At 60.0% G+C, this 18,992-nt stretch carries 15 protein-coding genes; 3 read left to right on the top strand and 12 right to left on the bottom strand.

The window, feature by feature from the left end; all coding sequences use genetic code 11:
• Window positions 1–72 precede the first annotated feature (72 nt).
• From HBN98_RS04570 to HBN98_RS04555, 4 genes are read right to left on the bottom strand one after another with little or no spacing between them, the layout of a single operon-like run.
• The gene (locus HBN98_RS04570) at window positions 73–1,230 is read right to left on the bottom strand and encodes an osmoprotectant ABC transporter ATP-binding protein OsmV (RefSeq protein ID WP_064585939.1); all 1,158 of its coding nucleotides are present in this window, start codon (window positions 1,228–1,230) and stop codon (window positions 73–75) included.
• Window positions 1,227–1,880, bottom strand: a complete 654-nt coding sequence (locus HBN98_RS04565; protein ID WP_064585940.1) for an ABC transporter permease — start codon at window positions 1,878–1,880, stop codon at window positions 1,227–1,229. The genes HBN98_RS04570 and HBN98_RS04565 overlap by 4 nt, the downstream gene beginning before the upstream one ends.
• A gap of 12 nt (window positions 1,881–1,892) precedes the next feature.
• Window positions 1,893–2,786, bottom strand: a complete 894-nt coding sequence (locus HBN98_RS04560; protein ID WP_083367032.1) for a glycine betaine ABC transporter substrate-binding protein — start codon at window positions 2,784–2,786, stop codon at window positions 1,893–1,895.
• Between the two features lie 21 nt (window positions 2,787–2,807).
• Window positions 2,808–3,497 (bottom strand): ABC transporter permease, encoded by a 690-nt coding sequence (locus HBN98_RS04555; RefSeq protein ID WP_169844036.1) that lies wholly within the window; start codon window positions 3,495–3,497, stop codon window positions 2,808–2,810.
• Between the two features lie 450 nt (window positions 3,498–3,947).
• On the opposite strand from HBN98_RS04555, the gene HBN98_RS04550 reads away from it, so the two are divergent.
• The 3 genes from HBN98_RS04550 (at window position 3,948) to HBN98_RS04540 (ending at window position 7,901) form a co-directional block, all read left to right on the top strand.
• Window positions 3,948–5,531, top strand: a complete 1,584-nt coding sequence (locus HBN98_RS04550; RefSeq protein ID WP_064585942.1) for a peptide chain release factor 3 — start codon at window positions 3,948–3,950, stop codon at window positions 5,529–5,531.
• A gap of 722 nt (window positions 5,532–6,253) precedes the next feature.
• A complete protein-coding gene (locus HBN98_RS04545) occupies window positions 6,254–7,489 on the top strand; it encodes an MFS transporter (RefSeq protein WP_083367031.1) in 1,236 nt (411 codons plus the stop codon).
• Between the two features lie 157 nt (window positions 7,490–7,646).
• A complete protein-coding gene (locus tag HBN98_RS04540) occupies window positions 7,647–7,901 on the top strand; it encodes a hypothetical protein (RefSeq protein ID WP_083367030.1) in 255 nt (84 codons plus the stop codon).
• Window positions 7,902–8,110: 209 nt separating this feature from the next.
• On the opposite strand, the gene HBN98_RS04535 is transcribed toward HBN98_RS04540, so the two are convergent.
• The 8 genes from HBN98_RS04535 to HBN98_RS04500 form a co-directional block, all read right to left on the bottom strand.
• Window positions 8,111–9,091: a peptide ABC transporter ATP-binding protein gene (locus tag HBN98_RS04535; protein WP_064585945.1), complete on the bottom strand. Its 981-nt coding sequence runs from the start codon at window positions 9,089–9,091 to the stop codon at window positions 8,111–8,113.
• Window positions 9,091–10,059 carry an ABC transporter ATP-binding protein gene (locus HBN98_RS04530; protein ID WP_064585946.1) on the bottom strand — a complete coding sequence of 323 codons (969 nt, stop codon included), beginning with the start codon at window positions 10,057–10,059 and terminating at the stop codon, window positions 9,091–9,093. The genes HBN98_RS04535 and HBN98_RS04530 overlap by 1 nt, the downstream gene beginning before the upstream one ends.
• A gap of 10 nt (window positions 10,060–10,069) precedes the next feature.
• Window positions 10,070–10,996 carry an ABC transporter permease subunit gene (locus tag HBN98_RS04525; protein ID WP_064585947.1) on the bottom strand — a complete coding sequence of 309 codons (927 nt, stop codon included), beginning with the start codon at window positions 10,994–10,996 and terminating at the stop codon, window positions 10,070–10,072.
• Between the two features lie 10 nt (window positions 10,997–11,006).
• Complete coding sequence (locus tag HBN98_RS04520) at window positions 11,007–12,017, bottom strand: ABC transporter permease subunit (protein WP_007953665.1); 1,011 nt, start codon at window positions 12,015–12,017, stop codon at window positions 11,007–11,009.
• A 73-nt stretch (window positions 12,018–12,090) separates the two neighbouring features.
• On the bottom strand, window positions 12,091–13,686 hold the full coding sequence (locus HBN98_RS04515) for an ABC transporter substrate-binding protein (protein ID WP_064585948.1): 1,596 nt from the start codon (window positions 13,684–13,686) through the stop codon (window positions 12,091–12,093).
• 78 nt (window positions 13,687–13,764) lie between these two features.
• The gene (locus HBN98_RS04510) at window positions 13,765–15,186 is read right to left on the bottom strand and encodes an OprD family porin (RefSeq protein ID WP_064585949.1); all 1,422 of its coding nucleotides are present in this window, start codon (window positions 15,184–15,186) and stop codon (window positions 13,765–13,767) included.
• Window positions 15,187–15,362: 176 nt separating this feature from the next.
• A complete protein-coding gene (locus HBN98_RS04505; RefSeq protein ID WP_083367029.1) occupies window positions 15,363–16,961 on the bottom strand; it encodes an ABC transporter substrate-binding protein in 1,599 nt (532 codons plus the stop codon).
• A 301-nt stretch (window positions 16,962–17,262) separates the two neighbouring features.
• Window positions 17,263–18,888, bottom strand: a complete 1,626-nt coding sequence (locus HBN98_RS04500) for an ABC transporter substrate-binding protein (protein WP_064585951.1) — start codon at window positions 18,886–18,888, stop codon at window positions 17,263–17,265.
• Window positions 18,889–18,992 lie beyond the last annotated feature (104 nt).

Genomic DNA, 18,992 nt, shown 5'->3' with positions numbered 1-18,992 from the left:
AGAAGGGCCGCTGCGCGACCCAGCGGGAGCAAGCTCCCTCGTCACAGGTTAAATGTTCGACCTTTTAATCGATCAGGCGACGACTGCCTCAGCCGGCGAGACGATGCTGGTTTTCATCCCGCGCGAGCGCCCCGAACTCAGATAAGCCGCAATCGACTCCTGGGTGACTTCACCCAGGAACACCCGCTCGGCATCCATCACCGGCAGCCACGAACGATTGAACTCGTACATCCGCGACAACAGGATGCGCAAATGCTCGTCGTACGCCGCGGTGGCGTTGAATTCGCGCAGATACTGCGCGCAGGTGCCGGTCTGGCGGTGCAGGTCGCGGCGACGCACATAGCCCAGCGCCTTGTTCTCGGCACAGGTGACCACCACGTAGCGGCGGTCATGCTCGTCCATCAATTCCAGCGCATCGGCGACCGGGGTTTCCGGACTGACCGACGGCGCGTTATCGGCAGCGTCTTCGGCTTTCACCAGCAGCAGACGCTTGAGCGTGCTGTCCTGACCAACGAAGTTGCTGACAAAGTCGTCCGCCGGATGCGCGAGCAGGGTGTCCGGGTGATCGATCTGCAGCAGTTTGCCGGCGCGGAAGATCGCGATCTTGTCGCCCAGCTTGATCGCTTCGTCGATGTCGTGGCTGACCATGATCACGGTCTTGTTCAGCGCCCGTTGCATCTCGAAGAACTCGTTCTGGATCATCTCGCGGTTGATCGGGTCGACCGCACCGAACGGCTCGTCCATCAACAACAGCGGGGCATCGGCCGCCAGTGCGCGGATCACGCCGATCCGCTGTTGCTGGCCGCCGGACAGTTCACGCGGGTAGCGATGCAGATACTGCTTGGGTTCCAGCTTGATCATGCTCATCAGTTCGCGAGCACGGTCGTGGCATTTCTGTTTGTCCCAACCGAGCAGTTTCGGCACCACGACGATGTTCTCTTCGATGGTCATGTTCGGGAACAGGCCGATCTGCTGGATCACGTAGCCGATGTTGCGACGCAGGGTCACTTCGTCGAGGTCGGTGGTGTCTTCGCCGTTGATCAGGATCTTGCCCGAGGTCGGTTTGATCAGGCGGTTGATCATCTTCAGCGTGGTGCTTTTGCCGCAACCCGATGGCCCGAGGAACACACAGATTTCGCCTTCATTGACGGTCAGGCTTACCGAGTCCACGGCTTTGACATCTTTGCCGTTGCTTTGGAAGGTCTTGCTGAGGTTTTGAAGTTCGATCATTTGAGGAGTCCTTTTGGAGTCAGCGTGCGTTGCAGCCACTGCAGGAGGAGGTCGGCGAAGATCGCCAGAAGACTGACCAGCAGCGCGCCGACGATGAGCATCGACATGTCGCTGCGGCTGATGGAGGCGAGGATCAGCACACCAAGGCCACCGGCGCCGATGGTCGCGGCGATGGTCATTACGCCGATGTTCATCACCACCGCGGTGCGCACGCCAGCGAGGATCACCGGCACCGCTATCGGCAGCTCGACCATGCGCAGGCGCTGGCCGAACGTCATGCCGATGCCGCGAGCGGCTTCACGGATGCCCGGTTCGACGCCGGTCAGGGCGAGGTAGGTGTTGCGCATGATCGGCAGCAGTGAATAGAGGAACACCGCGGTGATCGCTGGCATCGGCCCCAGGCCCTGACCGAACTTGGAATAGAACGGCAGCAGCAGGCCGAACAGCGCAATCGACGGTACGGTCAACAGCACCGTGGCGCTGGCTTGCAAGGGGCCGGCGAGTGTCGGGAAGCGCGTCATCAGAATGCCCAGCGGCACGCCGACGACGATCGCCAAAGTAACGGCAATGCCGACCAGGGTGATGTGCTGCCAGGTCAGGTGCATCACCTGCTGCCAGTCGAGGTGGGAAAAGGCGTTCAGAAATTCCATGACTTTTCCTCCTTAGTTCAGTGGGTGCTGGCGCAGGAAATCGGCGGCGACTTTCGATGGGCTCTCGTGATCGACGTCGACCCGCGCGTTGAGCTGGCGCATGGTTTCGTCGTCGAACAGTTCGGCCAGTGGCTTGAGCTGCTCGGCCAGTTGCGGATGGGCGTCGAGGTAAGCCTGACGCACCACCGGCGCGGCGGTGTAGTCGGGGAAGTAGTGCTTGTCGTCTTCCAGCAGCTTCAGGCCGAAGGCGTTGAGGCGACCGTCCGTGGTGTAGACCAGACCGGCAAACACCTGACCGTTACGCAGCGCGGTGTAGACCAGCCCCGCGTCCATCTGCCGGATGTTCTTGCGGGTCAGGTTCATGTCGTAGAGCTTGACCATGCCGTCCAGACCGTCGGAGCGGTTGGCGAACTCGGTGTCCAGTGCCACCAGGTGGTTGGTCTTGGCTTCAGCGCGCAGAACCTCGTTCAACTGGCTGATGTTGTTGATCTGCGGATAAGCCTCGGCGACTTTTTTCGGCAGGGCGAGGGCGTAGGTGTTGCTGAACTTCGACGGAGTGAGCCAGACCAGTCCTTTTTTCGCGTCGAGTTCTTTGACCCGGGCGTAGGACTGTGCGCTGTCGAGTTTCTCGGTGACATGGTTGTAGGCCACCAGCGACACGCCGGTGTATTCCCAGAGCATGTCCAGCTGCCCGCTTTCGTGGGCGCTGCGGGCCAGGTTGCTGCCCAGACCGCCGGTGATCTGCGCGTCGTAACCCTTGCTGCGCAGGTATTGCGCGGTGATTTCCGCGAGCAAAGTCTGCTCGGTGAACACCCGGGCGCCGAGGCGGATAACGGGTTTTTCAGCGGCTTGCGCCAACCCTGCAAACAGCAGGATGCAACTTAAGATCAAGCTAAGTCGTTTCATATTCATTCCTTCGCAAGAGCCTTAAGACGGGCGCAAACCGCGTTCCAGCCAGAGACGGCTGGCGAGGGTGACCACGCCATCGAGCAGCAGGGCTAGCAGCGCGGTGCACGCAGCGCCGAGCAGCAGTTGCGGCTGATTGTTCAGGGCGATGCCAGGGAAGATCAGGCTGCCGAGGCTGTTGGCGCCGATCAGGAACGCCAGCGGCGCGGTGCCGACGTTGATCGCCAGCGCCACCCGCACACCCCCGACGATGATCGGTACGGCGTTGGGCAATTCGACTTTCCACAGCACCTGACGCGGGGTCATGCCGATGCCGACGGCCGCTTCTTTCAGCGAACCCTGCACATTTTTCAGGCCTTCGTAGGTGTTGCGCACGATGGGCAACAGGGAGGCGAGGAACAAAGCGAAGATCGCCGGGCCACTGCCGATGCCGAGGACGCCCAGGGCAATCGCGAGCACGGCCAGCGGAGGCACGGTGTTGCCGATATTGAAGATCTGCATGAAGCGTTCAGCGCGGCCGACCATGGTCGGACGACTGAGGAAGATGCCGGCGGGGATGCCCACGACCAGGGCGGCCAGCATTGAAGCGAGGACGAGAATCAGATGAGCTTGCAGGTAAAACAACAAATCGTCGCGGTAGTGTTCGATCGTGTTGATGCCGATCCAGTGGACCAGCAGGGCCAGGAGCGCGATCACCACCGCACCTCCCATCAGCCCTTTGCCATAGCGGATAGCCACAGGCGGACTCCTTTTCTTGTAGTCGGCGAACGCTCTCCCGAGTGGCATGCCAAGCCTTGGCTGCCGGGAATAAACGTTCGCGAGAAGCAGCTCCCTCAGTACCGGCAAAAAGCGGTCTGAAAGCGAGCCATGAGCGCAGCCTCGTCAGGCTAACTTGCTGATTTTTCAGCCCCTGACGAAATGTCGTAACAGGGGATGGACGTCTCCGTGCTTTAAAAGGTTCCCACATAAGATGCCATCTGGCCACCTGTAGGAGCTGCCGCAGGCTGCGATCCTTTGACTTTGTTCTAGAGCAACAGATCAAAAGATCGCAGCCTGCGGCAGCTCCTACGGGGTTTTGCGGGTCCGAGGGACGGTGGTCTGTCGATCACTTTTTAAGCTATACTCGCCGCCCTTTTTTGAATCACCGCCAGGCGATTTCCCATGACCAACCAGGCCGCCGAAGTCGCGAAACGCCGCACTTTCGCCATTATTTCCCACCCCGATGCCGGTAAAACCACGATCACCGAAAAGCTCCTGTTGATGGGCAAGGCGATTGCAGTGGCCGGTACGGTGAAATCCCGTAAATCCGATCGCCATGCGACATCCGACTGGATGGAGATGGAGAAGCAACGGGGTATTTCCATTACCACCTCGGTCATGCAGTTCCCATATCGCGAACACATGATCAACCTGCTCGACACCCCGGGCCACGAAGACTTCTCCGAAGACACCTACCGCACCCTGACGGCGGTCGACTCGGCATTGATGGTCCTCGACGGCGGTAAGGGTGTAGAGCCACGGACCATCGCCCTGATGGACGTCTGCCGTCTGCGTGACACGCCGATCGTCAGCTTTATCAACAAACTCGACCGCGACATCCGTGACCCGATCGAGCTGCTCGACGAGATCGAAGCCGTTCTGAAGATCAAGGCCGCGCCGATCACCTGGCCGATCGGTTGCTACCGCGACTTCAAGGGCGTGTACCACCTGGCCGACGACTACATCATTGTCTACACCGCCGGTCACGGTCACGAACGCACCGAAACCAAGATCATCGAGAAACTCGACTCCGACGAGGCGCGCGCGCACCTGGGCGACGAGTACGACCGCTTCCTCGAACAGCTGGAGCTGGTGCAGGGCGCCTGCCACGAGTTCAACCAGCAGGAGTTCCTCGACGGTCAACTGACCCCGGTGTTCTTCGGTACCGCACTGGGCAACTTCGGGGTCGACCACGTGCTCGATGCTGTGGTTGATTGGGCACCGCGTCCGCTGGCCCGTGTCGCCAACGAGCGCACCGTGGAGCCGGTGGAAGAGAAGTTCTCGGGCTTCATCTTCAAGATCCAGGCGAACATGGACCCGAAACACCGCGACCGCATCGCCTTCATGCGCATTTGCTCGGGCAAGTACGAGAAAGGCATGAAGATGCGCCACGTGCGTACCGGCAAGGACGTGCGCATCGGCGACGCCCTGACGTTCTTCTCCTCCGAGCGTGAGCAACTGGAAGAGGCGTACGCCGGCGACATCATTGGTCTGCACAACCACGGCACGATCCAGATCGGCGACACTTTCAGCGAAGGCGAAGCCCTCGGTTTCACCGGTATTCCGCACTTTGCGCCGGAGCTGTTCCGCCGCGTGCGTCTGCGTGATCCGCTGAAGTCCAAGCAGTTGCGTCAGGGTCTGCAGCAACTGGCCGAGGAGGGTGCAACGCAGGTGTTTTTCCCGGAGCGCAGCAACGACATCATTCTTGGCGCCGTCGGTGTGCTGCAGTTTGATGTGGTCGCGAGCCGTTTGAAGGAGGAATACAAGGTTGAGTGCTCGTATGAGCCGATCACGGTGTACTCCGCGCGCTGGATTGAATGCAGCGACAAGAAGAAGCTTGAGGAGTTTTCCAACAAGGCTGTGGAGAACCTGGCACTGGATGGCGGTGGTCACCTGACTTATCTGGCGCCGACGCGGGTTAACCTGGCGTTGATGGAAGAGCGTTGGCCGGATGTGAAATTCCGTGCGACGCGTGAGCATCACTAAGCTCTGAATTGTTTTGTCCGAAGCCCTCTAGGTGTATGCCTAGGGGGCTTTTTTTTGTTTGGTTGGTTTGGGTGTATATCCGTTGCTTCGGGTGTTGCGGATTAGGGTTCCGCCCTTACGGCGGGTCACTTTTGGCAAACGCCCCAAAAGTAACCAAAAACGCTTGCTCCTACGTACGGCCCGCTCGCTGGGGCTCGGGGTTCCTTCGCTCCGGGATCGATCCGGGCGCAGCGTCTACGGTTGGCTTCGCTGCACCTCCTCTCGCTGTGTTTGGCTTCGCCAAACGGTCGCTGCGCTCCCACGCCCGGATCAATCCCTGCGCTCAGCCTTCCGACGTCGCCCGTGGATCAAGATCAAGAGCTGCAGTCGAGCTAACGCTCATCCTGTTGAGTGGTGGAAGAGCATGCGGTCGGCTTTTGTTCGGTGTTGGATTCACCCCTCACCCCTCACCCCAGCCCTCTCCCGAGGGAGAGGGAGCCGATTTTTGGGCTTTTCAGAATCAGAGTTCGGCTCGTAATTTCATGTCGGCGCACCTCTCCCCAACACCTCTCTCAGTTCCCTCTCTCTTTGGGAGAGGGAGAGGGTGAGGGGCTTTTGGCCTGATGTGAATTGGCTGTCAGGCGACTCGGTATTTTGTGCTTTCGATGTTCTTGAGCGCGACAACCGGATCGCCGGCCGTTAGTGTTCCAGTTCCCCGCAAGTCGTTTTGAGAGGTCAATGGAGTGACGCGCAACCTCGTCCATCTGCTTCGCCCCAACGGCTATTTCAGTCTGATGGCCTGGGTGCTCGCGGCGTTGTTGTTCATCAATCGCTTGAGCAGCATGGTCAAGCTGTTCATGGCGTTGTATCTGCGTCAGGAGCTGGGGCTGGCGATCGAGACGGTTGGCTGGCTGTTGTCGGCGTACGGTGCAGGGCTGTTGGTCGGTTCGATGCTCGGTGGGCTGCTCAGTGATCATGTGCGGACGGCGCGGCTGACGGCGGCGTTGTTCTTCGTGTCCGTGTGGGTGCTGATCCTGCTGGGGGTGGTGACGCAGGTGCCGTTGCTGGCGGTTTTGCTGTTGCTCAGCGGCACCGTCGACGGGGCGATTCGAACGCTGCATCAGCGCTTGATCATGGAGTATTGCGAGCCTGCGCAGCGCTCCCGCGCCCAGGCCTTGAGCCGGGTGGCGCGCAATCTCGGCATGGCGGCTGCCGGTGTCGCCGGCGGGGTGTTGGCGCAGACGGATTTCCGTTGGGTGTTTTTCGTCAGTGCGGCGATGACGTTGCTGGCGTTGCTCTGGTTTGTGCGCACGACCTGGCGTCGCGCGGTGCTCAAGCCCGATGAGGTGGCCGAGGCAGGTGCCGGCGCAGGCGTGCCGTTACGTGATACGGCGTTCCTCTGGCTACTCGGTGCGGCCGTGTTGCTGGGGATGGCCTTCGACACGGTTTACAGCACGCTGGGCAACTACCTGCGCGACTACTACCACTTGAGCACCGAGGCCATCGGTTGGCAGTTCGGGCTTAACGCGATGCTGGTGGTGGCGCTGCAGATTCCACTGACACACTGGGGCGAGCGCTGGGGCGTACGTAAACAACTGCTGGCCGGGTGTGTGCTGCTGGCTCTCGGGCTGGGCATGCTGCCGTTGGGTTCCGGGTTGTTTTACGTGTGCCTGTCGACGGTGATCTGGACATTGGGTGAAGCTTTTTTCATGCCGCCGATGAATGTGCTGGTCATGCAACACGCGCAGAGCGGCAAAAGCGGCCAGTATTTCGGTCTGTTTTTCATGAGTTGGAGCGCGAGTGCGCTGCTGTCGCCAGTGCTCAGTGGTCAGCTGTATGGACACTTCGGAGGCCACAGCGTGTGGTTTGCGAGCGCGACACTGGCGTTGTTGACCTTGCCGCTGATCCTCCTCGCGACGCGTTCATCGACCCAGGCCAAGAGGCTCCCGGCCGGCAAAGATGTCAGCTCGCTTAGCTGATTCGGTTATAGGGGTTATTCACAAGTGATCTGCCCGGCCTGGGCATTTCCGGGGTCTCGTTAGCGTCCTATCTGGTGAACCACGCTGATCGGAACTAGATTTCATTCAGCGCCGGGTCGGCACCCCAGGCTTCAACCACGAAAGGATGGAATCAGCTATGAGCATTTTTCAACGCATTGTGCTGTTGCTTAAGGTTTTTGTGATGCTGTCACTGGGTACGTCTGCAGCCTGGGCGAGTACCGCCAGTCCTCAGCAGGGGTTTAATGCGCCACATGGGCACGGCGTGATCATGCTGGCCAAGTCCGAATCCGAGCCGGGCGATCAGGACCAGGGCGGCAGCAAGGATGACGACGACTCGACCACTGATGAGCCGGACACCGACGACGATGAAGACGGCGACAGCCAGACGTAGATCGCCGGCAAAAGAAAACCCCTTCTTCCTCGACTGATGCGCAATCGGAGGAGAAGGGGTTTGGTTAACACATTACTTGCGGATAAACACGATCCCTGTAGGAGCTGCGGCACGCTGCGATCTGTTGATCTTGATTCTGAAAATCAACAGATCGCAGCCTCGTTTCACTCGACAGCTCCTACAGGTTTTGTGTCGGTCTTCGGTTTTGCTTACGCCGCGCCATCCAGGAACTGCTCGGCGTAGTGGCACGCCACCTGGCGGTTGTCGAGTTCACGCAGGGCCGGTTCTTCCGTGCTGCAACGCTCGGTGGCGTACGGGCAACGCTTGTGGAACGCGCAGCCCGGTGGCGGGTTCAGCGGGTTGGGCAATTCGCCGACGATCTTGATTTTCGGCTTGTCCGGATCCGGGTGGATGGTTGGCGTCGCCGACAACAAGGCCTGGGTGTACGGGTGCAGAGGGCGGGTGTAGATGTCCTCTTTCGGGCCCATTTCCACCGGTCGGCCGAGGTACATCACCAGCACCGAATCAGCAACGTGACGCACCACTGCCAGGTTGTGCGAGATGAACACGTAGGCGGTGTTGAATTCCTGCTGCAGGTCCATGAACAGGTTCAGCACCTGTGCCTGAATCGACACGTCCAGTGCCGAGGTCGGCTCGTCCGCCACCAGCACTTTCGGTTGCAGCATCATCGCCCGGGCCAGGGCGATCCGCTGGCGCTGACCGCCGGAGAACATGTGCGGATAGCGCTGGTAGTGCTCAGGACGCAAGCCCACCTGCTTCATCATCGCCTGGACTTTCTCGCGACGCTCGGTGGCCGACAGGTTGGTGTTGATCAGCAACGGCTCGGCCAGTTGATCACCGATTTTCTGCCGTGGGTTCAACGACGCGTACGGACTCTGGAACACCATCTGCACGTCTTTGCGCAGTTGCTTGCGCTGGGCTTTGTCGGCACCGGCGACTTCCTGACCGGCGATTTTCAGCGAGCCGGACGACGGCTCTTCAATCAGGGTCAGGGCACGGGCCAGGGTGGATTTGCCGCAACCCGACTCGCCGACCACGGCGAGGGTCTTGCCGGCTTCCAGTTCGAACGACACGCCGTTGAGGGCGCGCACGGTCGCGTGGCCCTTGAACAGGCCTCGAGAAACTTCGTAGTGACGGGTCAGGTCGCGGGCGGTAAGTACGACGGCCATTACGCCACCTCCTGATTCAGCGGGTAGAAGCAACGGGCAAGGCTGTTGGCTTTCGGGTCCAGGCTCGGACGCTGCGCACGGCAGCTGTCCTGCACGTACGGGCAGCGCGGCGACAGCAGGCAACCCTGCGGACGGTCGTAGCGGCCCGGCACGATGCCCGGCAAGGTCGACAGGCGCTCGGCGCCCAGGCTGTGTTCGGGAATCGCCTTGAGCAGCGCTTCGCTGTACGGGTGCGCCGGGATGTCGAACAGTTGCGGCACCTGACCGACTTCAACGGCTTGACCTGCGTACATCACGCACACGCGCTGGGCGGTTTCGGCGACAACGGCGAGGTCGTGGGTGATCAGCACCAGGCCCATGTTCTGTTCTTTCTGCAACGCCAGCAGCAGATCCATGATCTGCGCCTGAATCGTTACGTCGAGTGCCGTGGTCGGCTCATCGGCGATCAGCAGTTTCGGCTCGCCGGCAATCGCCATGGCGATCGCGACACGCTGGCTCATACCGCCGGACAGTTGGTGCGGGTAAGCGTCCATACGGCTGGCGGCGCCCGGGATTTCAACTTTTTCCAGCAGTTCGATGGCGCGTTTGCGCGCTTGCTTGCCGGACATTTTCAGGTGCAGGCGCAGCACTTCTTCGATCTGGAAACCGACGGTGTAGCTCGGGTTGAGCGCGGTCATCGGGTCCTGGAACACCATCGCCAGGTCTTTGCCGACGATCTGCCGACGCTGGCGGTTGCTCAGCTTGAGCATGTTCTTGCCGTCGAAGCTCAGGGCATCGGCAGTGACGATCCCCGGGTGCTCGATCAGGCCCATCAGCGCCATCATGGTCACCGACTTGCCCGAACCGGACTCGCCGACGATCGCCAGGACTTCGCCCTTGTCCACTTTCAGGTCGAGGCCATCGACCACCGGAACGGCGTTCTTGTCGCCGAAGCGAACGTTGAGATTCTTGATTTCTAGCAATGACATGGGAATCTCCTCAGGCGGCGTTCTTGAGTTTCGGGTCCAGCGCATCGCGCAGACCGTCGCCCATCAAGTTGATTGCCAGCACGCTGAGCAAAATGGTCAGACCCGGCAGGCTCACCACCCACCAGGCGCGTTCGATGTAGTCGCGGGCCGAGGCCAGCATGGTGCCCCACTCAGGGGTTGGCGGTTGTACGCCAAGGCCGAGGAAGCCCAGCGCCGCAGCGTCGAGAATCGCCGAAGAGAAACTCAGGGTCGCCTGCACGATCAGCGGCGCCATGCAGTTGGGCAGCACGGTGATGAACATCAGGCGTGGCAGACCGGCACCGGCCAGGCGCGCGGCGGTCACGTAGTCGCGGTTCAGTTCGCCCATCACGGCAGCACGGGTCAGACGCACGTAGGACGGCAGCGAGACCACCGCAATGGCGATCACGGTGTTGATCAGGCCAGGGCCGAGGATGGCGACGATCGCCACAGCCAGCAGCAGCGACGGCAGGGCCAGCATGATGTCCATCAGACGCATGATGGTCGGGCCGATCATTTTCGGGAAGAAACCGGCGAACAGACCCAGCAGGATCCCCGGGATCAGCGACATCACCACCGACGACAGACCAATCAGCAGCGACAGGCGCGAACCCTGGATCAGACGCGACAGCAGGTCGCGACCCAGTTCATCGGTGCCGAGCAGGAACTGCATCTGCCCGCCTTCGAGCCACGCCGGTGGCGTCAGCAGGAAGTCACGGTATTGCTCGCTCGGGTTATGCGGCGCGACCCACGGCGCGAAGATCGCGCAGAAAATCACCAGCAGCATGAACAGCAGGCCGGCAACCGCGCCCTTGTTTTTGGAGAAGGCTTGCCAGAATTCTTTGTACGGCGACGGGTACAGCAGGCTTTGATCCGCGCTTGGGGCGGCATTGGCTACTGAGGATGTTGGAGTGCTCATGGTATGGACCTCAGCGCTGATGACGGATGCGTGGGTTGGCAAAGCCGTAGAGGATGTCCACTACGAAGTTGACCAGAATCACCAGGCAGGCGATTAACAGGATGCCGTTTTGCACGACCGGGTAGTCCCGGGCGCCGATGGCTTCGATCAGCCATTTACCGATGCCGGGCCAGGAGAAAATGGTTTCGGTCAGGACTGCACCGGCCAGCAGGGTGCCGACTTGCAGGCCGACCACGGTCAGCACCGGGATCAGCGCGTTGCGCAGGCCGTGGACGAACACCACGCGCGACGGCGACAGGCCTTTGGCCTTGGCGGTGCGGATGTAGTCTTCACGCAGCACTTCGAGCATCGACGAACGGGTCATCCGCGCGATCACCGCCAGCGGAATGGTGCCCAGTACGATGGCCGGCAGGATCAGGTGGTGCAAGGCGTCGAGGAACGCGCCCATGTCATCGGCCAGCAGCGTGTCGATCAGCATGAAGCCGGTGCGCGGCTCGATGTCGTAGAGCAGGTCGATCCGTCCGGACACCGGGGTCCAACCCAGGCTTACGGAGAAGAACATGATCAGGATCAGGCCCCACCAGAAGATCGGCATCGAATACCCCGCCAGGGAGATGCCCATCACCCCATGGTCGAACAGCGATCCTCGCTTGAGGGCCGCGATCACCCCGGCCAGAAGACCGAGGATGCCGGCGAACAGCAGGGCGGCCATGGACAGTTCCAGGGTCGCCGGGAAGAGGGAGGTGAACTCGGTCCATACGCTTTCACGGGTACGCAGGGATTCGCCGAGATCGCCATGAGCCAGTTTGCCGATGTAGTCCAGATACTGGGCGTACAGCGGTTTGTTCAGACCAAGGCGTTCCATTGCCTGAGCGTGCATTTCGGGGTCGACCCGACGTTCGCCCATCATCACTTCCACGGGGTCGCCCGGAATCATGCGAATCAACGCGAAAGTCAGCAAGGTGATGCCGAAAAACGTGGGGATCAACAACCCCAGTCGGCGGGCAATAAAACTAAACATCTTGTGTGGTACCTCATCAGCCGGTTAGGCGTGCCCGGCTTCCCTGGGGTCAGGGAGGCCGGGAGTTTCTTATCTACTTCACCTGGGTGGTGGCGAAGTTATTAGTGGTGAGAGGGCTGATGTGATAACCCTCTACGTTGTTGCGCATTGCGGTAAACATCCGGGTGTGGGCCATGCTGATCCACGGCTGGTCCTGATTAAACAGCACCTGGGCCTGTTCGTAGAGCCTGGCGCGTTCGGCCGGATCTACTTTAGCCCGTGCTTCGTCGAGCAGCGCCTGGAATTTCTCGTTGCACCAGCGCGCATAGTTTTCGCCGTTCTTGGCCGCCTCGCAACTGAGCATAGGCGTCAGGAAGTTATCCGGGTCGCCGTTGTCGCCCGCCCATCCGGCAGACACCATATCGTGTTCGCCGTTCTTCGCGCGCTTGAGCATTTCGCCCCATTCCATCACGCGAATGTCGATCTTGATCCCGACTTTCGCCAGGTCAGCCTGCATCATCTGTGCGCCGAGCATCGGGTTCGGGTTGGTAGGACCGCCACCGTTACGGGTAAACAGGGTAAACACGGTGCCTTCCGGAACCCCGGCTTCCTTGAGCAGGGCGCGCGCCTTGTCGAGGTCGCGTGGCGGGTTCTTCAGGTCGTGGTTGTAGCCCAGCAGGGTCGGCGGGTACGGGTTGACCGCGACCGAGGCGTTGCCTTTGCCGAACAGGGCGTTGACGTAGGCTTCCTTGTCGAAGGCAATGTCGATGGCCTTACGCACGCGCACGTCGCTCATGTATTTGTGCTGGGTGTTCATCGCGATGTAGGACACGGTCATTGCATCCAGTTCGTCGACTTTCAGGTTGCTGTCTTTCTTGATGCTCGGGATGTCATCCGGCTTCGGATACAGCGCGACCTGACACTCGTTGGCCTTGAGCTTCTGCAGGCGCACATTGTTGTCGGTGGCGATCGCCAGGATCAGCGCGTCGGCCGGTGGCTTGCCACGGAAGTAGTCCGGGTTGGCCTTGAACCGTACCTGGGCGTCCTTGGCGTAACGCTGGAAGATGAACGGGCCGGTGCCGATCGGTTTGCTGTTCAGGTCGCCGGTCTTGTTGGCCTTGAGCAACTGGTCGGCGTATTCGGCCGGGTAGATCGAGGAGAATGCCATGGCGATGTCAGCCAGGAACGGCGCTTCGCGGCGGGTCAGGGTGAACTTGACCGTGTTGTCGTCGACTTTTTCTACGCTTTTGAGCAGTTCCTTGAAGCCCATGCTTTCAAAGTACGGGAAGCCCACGCTCGACAGTTTGTGCCACGGGTGATTCGGGTCCAGCTGACGCTGGAAGCTCCAGACCACGTCGTCGGCGTTCATGTCGCGGGTCGGCTTGAAGTATTCGGTGGTGTGAAACTTGACGCCTTTGCGCAGGTGGAACGTGTAGGTCAGGCCGTCTTCGCTGATGTCCCAGGATTCGGCCAGCGCCGGAATCACTTCGGTGGTGCCGGGCTTGAAGTCCGCCAGACGGTTGAAGATCGTTTCGGCCACCGCATCGGCAGTGACTGCAGTTGTGTACTGGACCATATCGAAGCCTTCCGGGCTGGCTTCGGTGCAGACCACCAAGGGTTTGGCCGAGACGCCGATGGCGGCGCTCAACAACGCAGCCGCGACGGCCGCACGTAGGGGAAGCATTTTCATCGATAACCCTCTGCAATCGGTTGAAGACAAAAAACCGAACGGCCGACTCTTCATGAGTCAGCCGTCGGTTGGCGTTTTTTACAGGATGTTGAACGGGATGGTGGTCACCAGACGGAACTCGTTGATGTTGCCGTCAGCCTGGTGCTCGCTCGCGCGGTGAGTGGTGTAGGTTGCGCGAATCGCGGTGGCCTTGAGCGGGCCGCTCTGCACGGCGTAGGACGCGCCAACGCCGTATTCGTAGTGGCTTTCGCCGTCCATCAGGCTCAGGTCGCCGCGCTTGGCGCCCGGATCGGTGTAGGCGGTGCCGGTGTAATGAGTACCGTCGATGCCCCAGCCGCGTGCCTGGTAGATGTTGAACTTCAGGCCTGGCACGCCGTATTCGGCCATGTTGATGCCGTAGGCGATCTGGAAGGACTTCTCGTTCGGGCCGTTGAAGTCCGACAGCAGGGAGTTGGCCAGGTAGATGCCGTTGGTTTCGTGCAGGTAGTCGAAGTACTCGTTACCGTTCACTTGCTGATACGAGAAGGTCAGGCTGTGCGCCTGGTGGGTCAGGCCGAACGACAGGGAGTAGGTGTCGTTGTCGATGTTGCCCATCAACTTTTTGCCTTCGTCGACGGTCTTGTAGTAGTTCAGGCCGGTGGTCAGGCTCAGCACTTGGCTGTCACCCAGTTCGTGGGTGCCGCCGAAGTAGTACTGGTTCCAGAAGTCTTCGACGTTAGCAACGTAGAGGCTGGTTTTCAGGCTCTTGAGCGGCTGATAGTTGACGCCGGCGGTGTAGACCTTGTCGGTTTCAACGCCAGTGGCCGAGTACTCGGAGCGGAATTTCGACAGGCTCTGCTCGGTACGTGGCGAAACTCGGTCAAAACCGGCCAGGTCGAACGACAGGTTGTTGAGTTCTTCGCTGTGCAGGCTGATCCCTTCAAAGCTCGAAGGCAGCGGACGGTTGCCGATGACGTCGACGATCGGCGTGCTGAAGTTCTGGCGACCCGCGGTCAGGGTGGTGTTGGACACACGGAACTTGACGTTGGCCAGACCCAGTTTGCTCCACTGGTCTACGGCATCGCCGTCGGAGTGTGCCAGGGTACGGTTGGAACCGCCGGCGATGTCCTTGCGATCACGATCCAGAACGATGGCGTTGTACGCCGCGACTTCAGTGCTGACGCCAACGGTGCCTTGGGTGAAGCCCGAGGTGTAGTTGACGATGGTGCCTTGCACCCAGTTGATACGACGCGGGGTCGGTGTCTTGACCACTGGCGAAGTGTTCTTGTCGCTGTTCTTCACGTAGCTGAAGGTGTCATCACGACGCTTCAGTTCGTTGGCGTACCAGTTGCGGGTCGTGCCGCCCAGGCTTTGTCCTTCGATAAAGCCTTTGGCCTCGCTCTGGGCGCTGCTGCCGGCCAGAGTGGTCGGTACGAATTCCTGACTGACAGGTTCTGCATACGCCGTGGCGGTGATGCTGCTGATGGCCAGGGCCAGTATCGCGGTGCTGCTCAGTTTCATGGGTGAAGCTCCTTTACTTTCTTTTTATGCCGGCTTTTTTGGGTGGGCCGGTTATTGGTTTAGAACTCATTCACACATCGCAAACGTTTGCAAAAGGCCTGATTGGCGAATTTCGGCAAAGCGCTTGCGTGAGGGGGATAGACGGCCCCCCTCAGCATTGCGGCTAATCGGTTGGGTTAATCGATACTGACGCCCGAAAATACGTTGCGACCGAAGGGGCTGACCTTGAAGCCTTCAACCCTGGCGCTTAGCGGCTGGTTGACCGTCGAGTGGGCGACAGGCGTGATCGGCACTTGCTGCTTGAGCAACTGCTGCGCCTGTTTGTAGAGCGTGGTGCGCTGGTCGCGGTCGGTGACGACCTTGGCCTCTTTGATCAGCTTGTCGTAAGCCGGATCGCACCACATGGAGTAGTTGTTGCCGCCAATCGCGTCGCAGCTGTACAGGGTGCCCAGCCAGTTGTCCGGGTCCCCGTTGTCGCCGGTCCAGCCGATCAGACTGATGTCGTGCTCGCCATTTTTGGTGCGCTTGATGTACTCGCCCCATTCGTAGCTGACGATCTTCACTTTCAGACCGATTTTTGCCCAGTCCGCCTGGAGCATTTCGGCCATCAGCTTGGCGTTCGGGTTGTACGGACGCTGCACCGGCATCGCCCACAGGGTGATCTCGGTGCCTTCTTTGACGCCGGCAGCCTTGAGCAGCTCTTTGGCTTTTTCCGGGTTGTAGGCGGCGTCCTTGATCGTCTCGTCGTAGGACCACTGGGTCGGCGGCATGCCGTTGACGGCCAGTTGCCCGGCGCCTTGATAAACGGCGTTGAGAATCCCTTGTTTATTCACCGCCATGTCCAGCGCCTGCCGTACTTCGAGCTGGTCGAAGGGCTTGTGACGCACGTTGTAGGCGATGTAACCGAGGTTGAAGCCCGGCTTGGAAATCAGCTGCAGTTTCGGGTCGGCCTTCAGCGCTTCGACATCGGCAGGGCGCGGATGCAGGGTGATCTGGCATTCGCCGGCCTTGAGCTTCTGCACGCGCACCGAAGCGTCGGTGTTGATCGCGAAGATCAGGTTCTTCAGTTTGACCCGGCTCGGGTCCCAGTAATGCTCGTTGCCGGTGTAACGGATGTTCGAGTCTTTCTGATAGCTCTTGAACACGAACGGCCCGGTACCGACCGGCTTCTGGTTGATGTCGCTCGGTTTGCCCGCGGCCAGGAGCTTGTCGGCGTATTCGGCGGACAGGATGGCGGCGAAGCTCATGGCGATGTTCTGGATGAACGCGGCGTCGACGCTGTTGAGCGTGAACTCCACGGTCAGCGGCCCGGTCTTTTCGACCTTGGCGATGTTCTTGTTCAGGCTCATCCCGTTGAAATACGGGAACTCGGTCGGATAAGCCTTACGGAAGGGCTGTTGCGGATCGAGCATGCGGTTAAACGTGAACAGCACGTCGTCGGCGTTGAAGTCGCGCGTCGGTTTGAAGTACGGCGTTGTATGAAATTTCACACCTTCACGCAGGTGAAAGGTGTACTTGAGACCACCCTCGGAAATATCCCACTTGGTTGCCAGCCCCGGTACGACATTGGTCGCGCCTTTTTCAAACTCGACCAGACGGTTATACAGCGGCTCGGCGGCGTCGTTATCGGTCGCCGTCGTGTACTGCGCCGTATCGAAACCGGCCGGGCTGCCTTCGGAGCAGAACACCAGGCTGTTGCTGGCGGCGTAACTGGCGGACGTGGCGGCCAACAGGCCGGCGCCCAGCAATGCGGAAAAAACCAAGGTATGGCGCATGACGCTCCCTCTTTTTGTAGTGTTGTTCAATGCACCGCGATCCCGTCCAGGGAAGTTGAGGTTGCATTGAGCTCAATCCAGTACGTACAGCAAGCCGGTGGCCCACGCAGAAACTGGTCAGAACCCGACGGTAGGGGCCGTGGGTCTGGCAGTAAATGCGTAATTGCCTGAAAACTCGTAGGAAAAGTCGACGCGTCCTTCGCCGCTGCAGTCATCCGCAGCGGAATTGGCTGTAGGCAAATTCCTGACTTCCCGGCAGCGAAAGCAACGGCGACGTCATGAACGCCGCCGTTGCAATGGCTTAATTGCTGACGCTGACGCCGTAGAAGGAATTCAAGCCGAATGGGCTGATCTTGAAATCCTGCACGTTGGCGCGCATGGGTTGGAACACCGTCGAGTGAGCGATAGGTGTGTATGGAACAGCATCTTTAAGGACGTGTTGCGCCTGTTTGTACAGTTCGGTGCGCTTGGCCTGGTCGGTGGTGCGTTTGGCATCCTTGACGAGACCGTCGTACTTCTTGTCGCACCACTTGGAGAAGTTGTTGCCGCTGAGCGAGTCGCAGCCGAACAGCACGTTCAGCCAGTTGTCCGGATCACCATTGTCACCGCTCCAGCCAATCAGCATGGCCTGGTTCTCGCCGCCTTTGGAGCGCTTGATGTACTCGCCCCACTCGTAGCTGGTGATCTTCACTTTCAAGCCGATCTTGGCCCAGTCGGACTGGAGCATTTCAGCCATCAGTTTGGCGTTTGGGTTGTATGGACGCTGCACCGGCATTGCCCACAGAACGATCTCGGTACCTTCCTTGACGCCAGCTTCCTTGAGCAGTTGCTTGGCTTTTTCAGGATCGTACTTGGCATCCTTGATGGTGGTGTCGTAGGACCACTGGGTCGGCGGCATGGCGTTCACGGCCAACTGGCCGGCGCCCTGGTAAACCGAATCGATGATCTGCGGCTTGTTTACCGCCATGTCCAGCGCCTGACGCACACGCAGGTCGGCCAACGGGTTCGGCTCGTTGCTGCCCTTGACCTTGTCCATCACGTTGTAGGCGATGTAGCCCAGGTTGAAACCGGCCTGGTCAGGCATCTTCAGGGTCTTGTCGGCTTTCAGCGCCGCGAGATCTGCCGGACGCGGGAACAGGGTGACCTGGCACTCGTTCTTTTTCAGCTTCTGGATGCGCACCGACGGGTCGGTGGTGATAGCGAAGATCAGGTTGTCGATCTTCACGTCTTCAGGCTTCCAGTAGTCCTTGTTGCCGGTGTAACGGATGTTCGAGTCTTTCTGGTAGCTCTTGAACACGAACGGGCCGGTGCCGATCGGCTTCTGGTTGATGTCGGCAGCCTTGCCTTCCTTGAGCAGCTGGGCAGCGTACTCGGCGGACTGGATCGAGGCGAAGCTCATGGCCATGTTCTGGATGAACGCGGCGTCGACTTCTTTCAGCGTGAACTTGACGGTGTTGTCGTCGACTTTATCGATCTTGGTGATGTTGGTGTCCATCCCCATGTCGGTGAAGTACGGGAATTCGGTCGGGTACGCCTTACGGAACGGGTCATCCTTGTTAATCATGCGATTAAAGGTGAACAGCACGTCGTCGGCGTTGAAGTTACGCGTCGGCTTGAAATACGGGGTGGTGTGGAACTTCACGCCTTCACGCAGGTGGAAGGTGTAGGTCAGGCCATCCGGGGAAATGTCCCAGCTGGTGGCGAGGCCCGGGATAACGGCGGTGCCGCCACGCTCGAACTGGCTCAGACGGTTGAACATGGTTTCGGCTGAGGCGTCGAAGTCGGTTCCGGTGGTGTACTGGCCTGGATCAAAACCGGCCGGGCTCCCTTCGGAGCAGAACACCAGGTTAGTCGCAGCGGATGCGAAAGGTGCGGAGGCTAACAAGCCTGCGCCGACTAAAAACGGAATGACCGCGTGTTTAAGCATGTTGGCCTCATGATTTGTTGTCATTTTTTAATATTGAGGTACGACCTCGTGAGTCGTGCCTGCGGATACTTATGCAGGGGCCATACCCAATGCAAGATCCAGAG

It is taken from the genome of Pseudomonas koreensis, assembly GCF_012986595.1.
In the GTDB taxonomy this organism is placed as follows: Bacteria; Pseudomonadota; Gammaproteobacteria; order Pseudomonadales; family Pseudomonadaceae; genus Aquipseudomonas; species Aquipseudomonas koreensis.
This window is presented reverse-complemented; position numbering and strand designations above follow the sequence as displayed.

Excerpts from the sequence above, each read along its gene's own strand:
- HBN98_RS04570 (WP_064585939.1), bottom strand. The coding sequence starts at position 1,230 with ATGATCGAACTTCAAAACCTCAGCAAGACCTTCCAAAGCAACGGCAAA.
- HBN98_RS04565 (WP_064585940.1), bottom strand. The coding sequence starts at position 1,880 with ATGGAATTTCTGAACGCCTTTTCCCACCTCGACTGGCAGCAGGTGATG.
- HBN98_RS04560 (WP_083367032.1), bottom strand. The coding sequence starts at position 2,786 with ATGAAACGACTTAGCTTGATCTTAAGTTGCATCCTGCTGTTTGCAGGG.
- HBN98_RS04555 (WP_169844036.1), bottom strand. The coding sequence starts at position 3,497 with ATGGGAGGTGCGGTGGTGATCGCGCTCCTGGCCCTGCTGGTCCACTGG.
- HBN98_RS04550 (WP_064585942.1), top strand. The coding sequence starts at position 3,948 with ATGACCAACCAGGCCGCCGAAGTCGCGAAACGCCGCACTTTCGCCATT.
- HBN98_RS04540 (WP_083367030.1), top strand. The coding sequence starts at position 7,647 with ATGAGCATTTTTCAACGCATTGTGCTGTTGCTTAAGGTTTTTGTGATG.
- HBN98_RS04535 (WP_064585945.1), bottom strand. The coding sequence starts at position 9,091 with ATGGCCGTCGTACTTACCGCCCGCGACCTGACCCGTCACTACGAAGTT.
- HBN98_RS04530 (WP_064585946.1), bottom strand. The coding sequence starts at position 10,059 with ATGTCATTGCTAGAAATCAAGAATCTCAACGTTCGCTTCGGCGACAAG.
- HBN98_RS04525 (WP_064585947.1), bottom strand. The coding sequence starts at position 10,996 with ATGAGCACTCCAACATCCTCAGTAGCCAATGCCGCCCCAAGCGCGGAT.
- HBN98_RS04520 (WP_007953665.1), bottom strand. The coding sequence starts at position 12,017 with ATGTTTAGTTTTATTGCCCGCCGACTGGGGTTGTTGATCCCCACGTTT.
- HBN98_RS04515 (WP_064585948.1), bottom strand. The coding sequence starts at position 13,686 with ATGAAAATGCTTCCCCTACGTGCGGCCGTCGCGGCTGCGTTGTTGAGC.
- HBN98_RS04510 (WP_064585949.1), bottom strand. The coding sequence starts at position 15,186 with ATGAAACTGAGCAGCACCGCGATACTGGCCCTGGCCATCAGCAGCATC.
- HBN98_RS04505 (WP_083367029.1), bottom strand. The coding sequence starts at position 16,961 with ATGCGCCATACCTTGGTTTTTTCCGCATTGCTGGGCGCCGGCCTGTTG.
- HBN98_RS04500 (WP_064585951.1), bottom strand. The coding sequence starts at position 18,888 with ATGCTTAAACACGCGGTCATTCCGTTTTTAGTCGGCGCAGGCTTGTTA.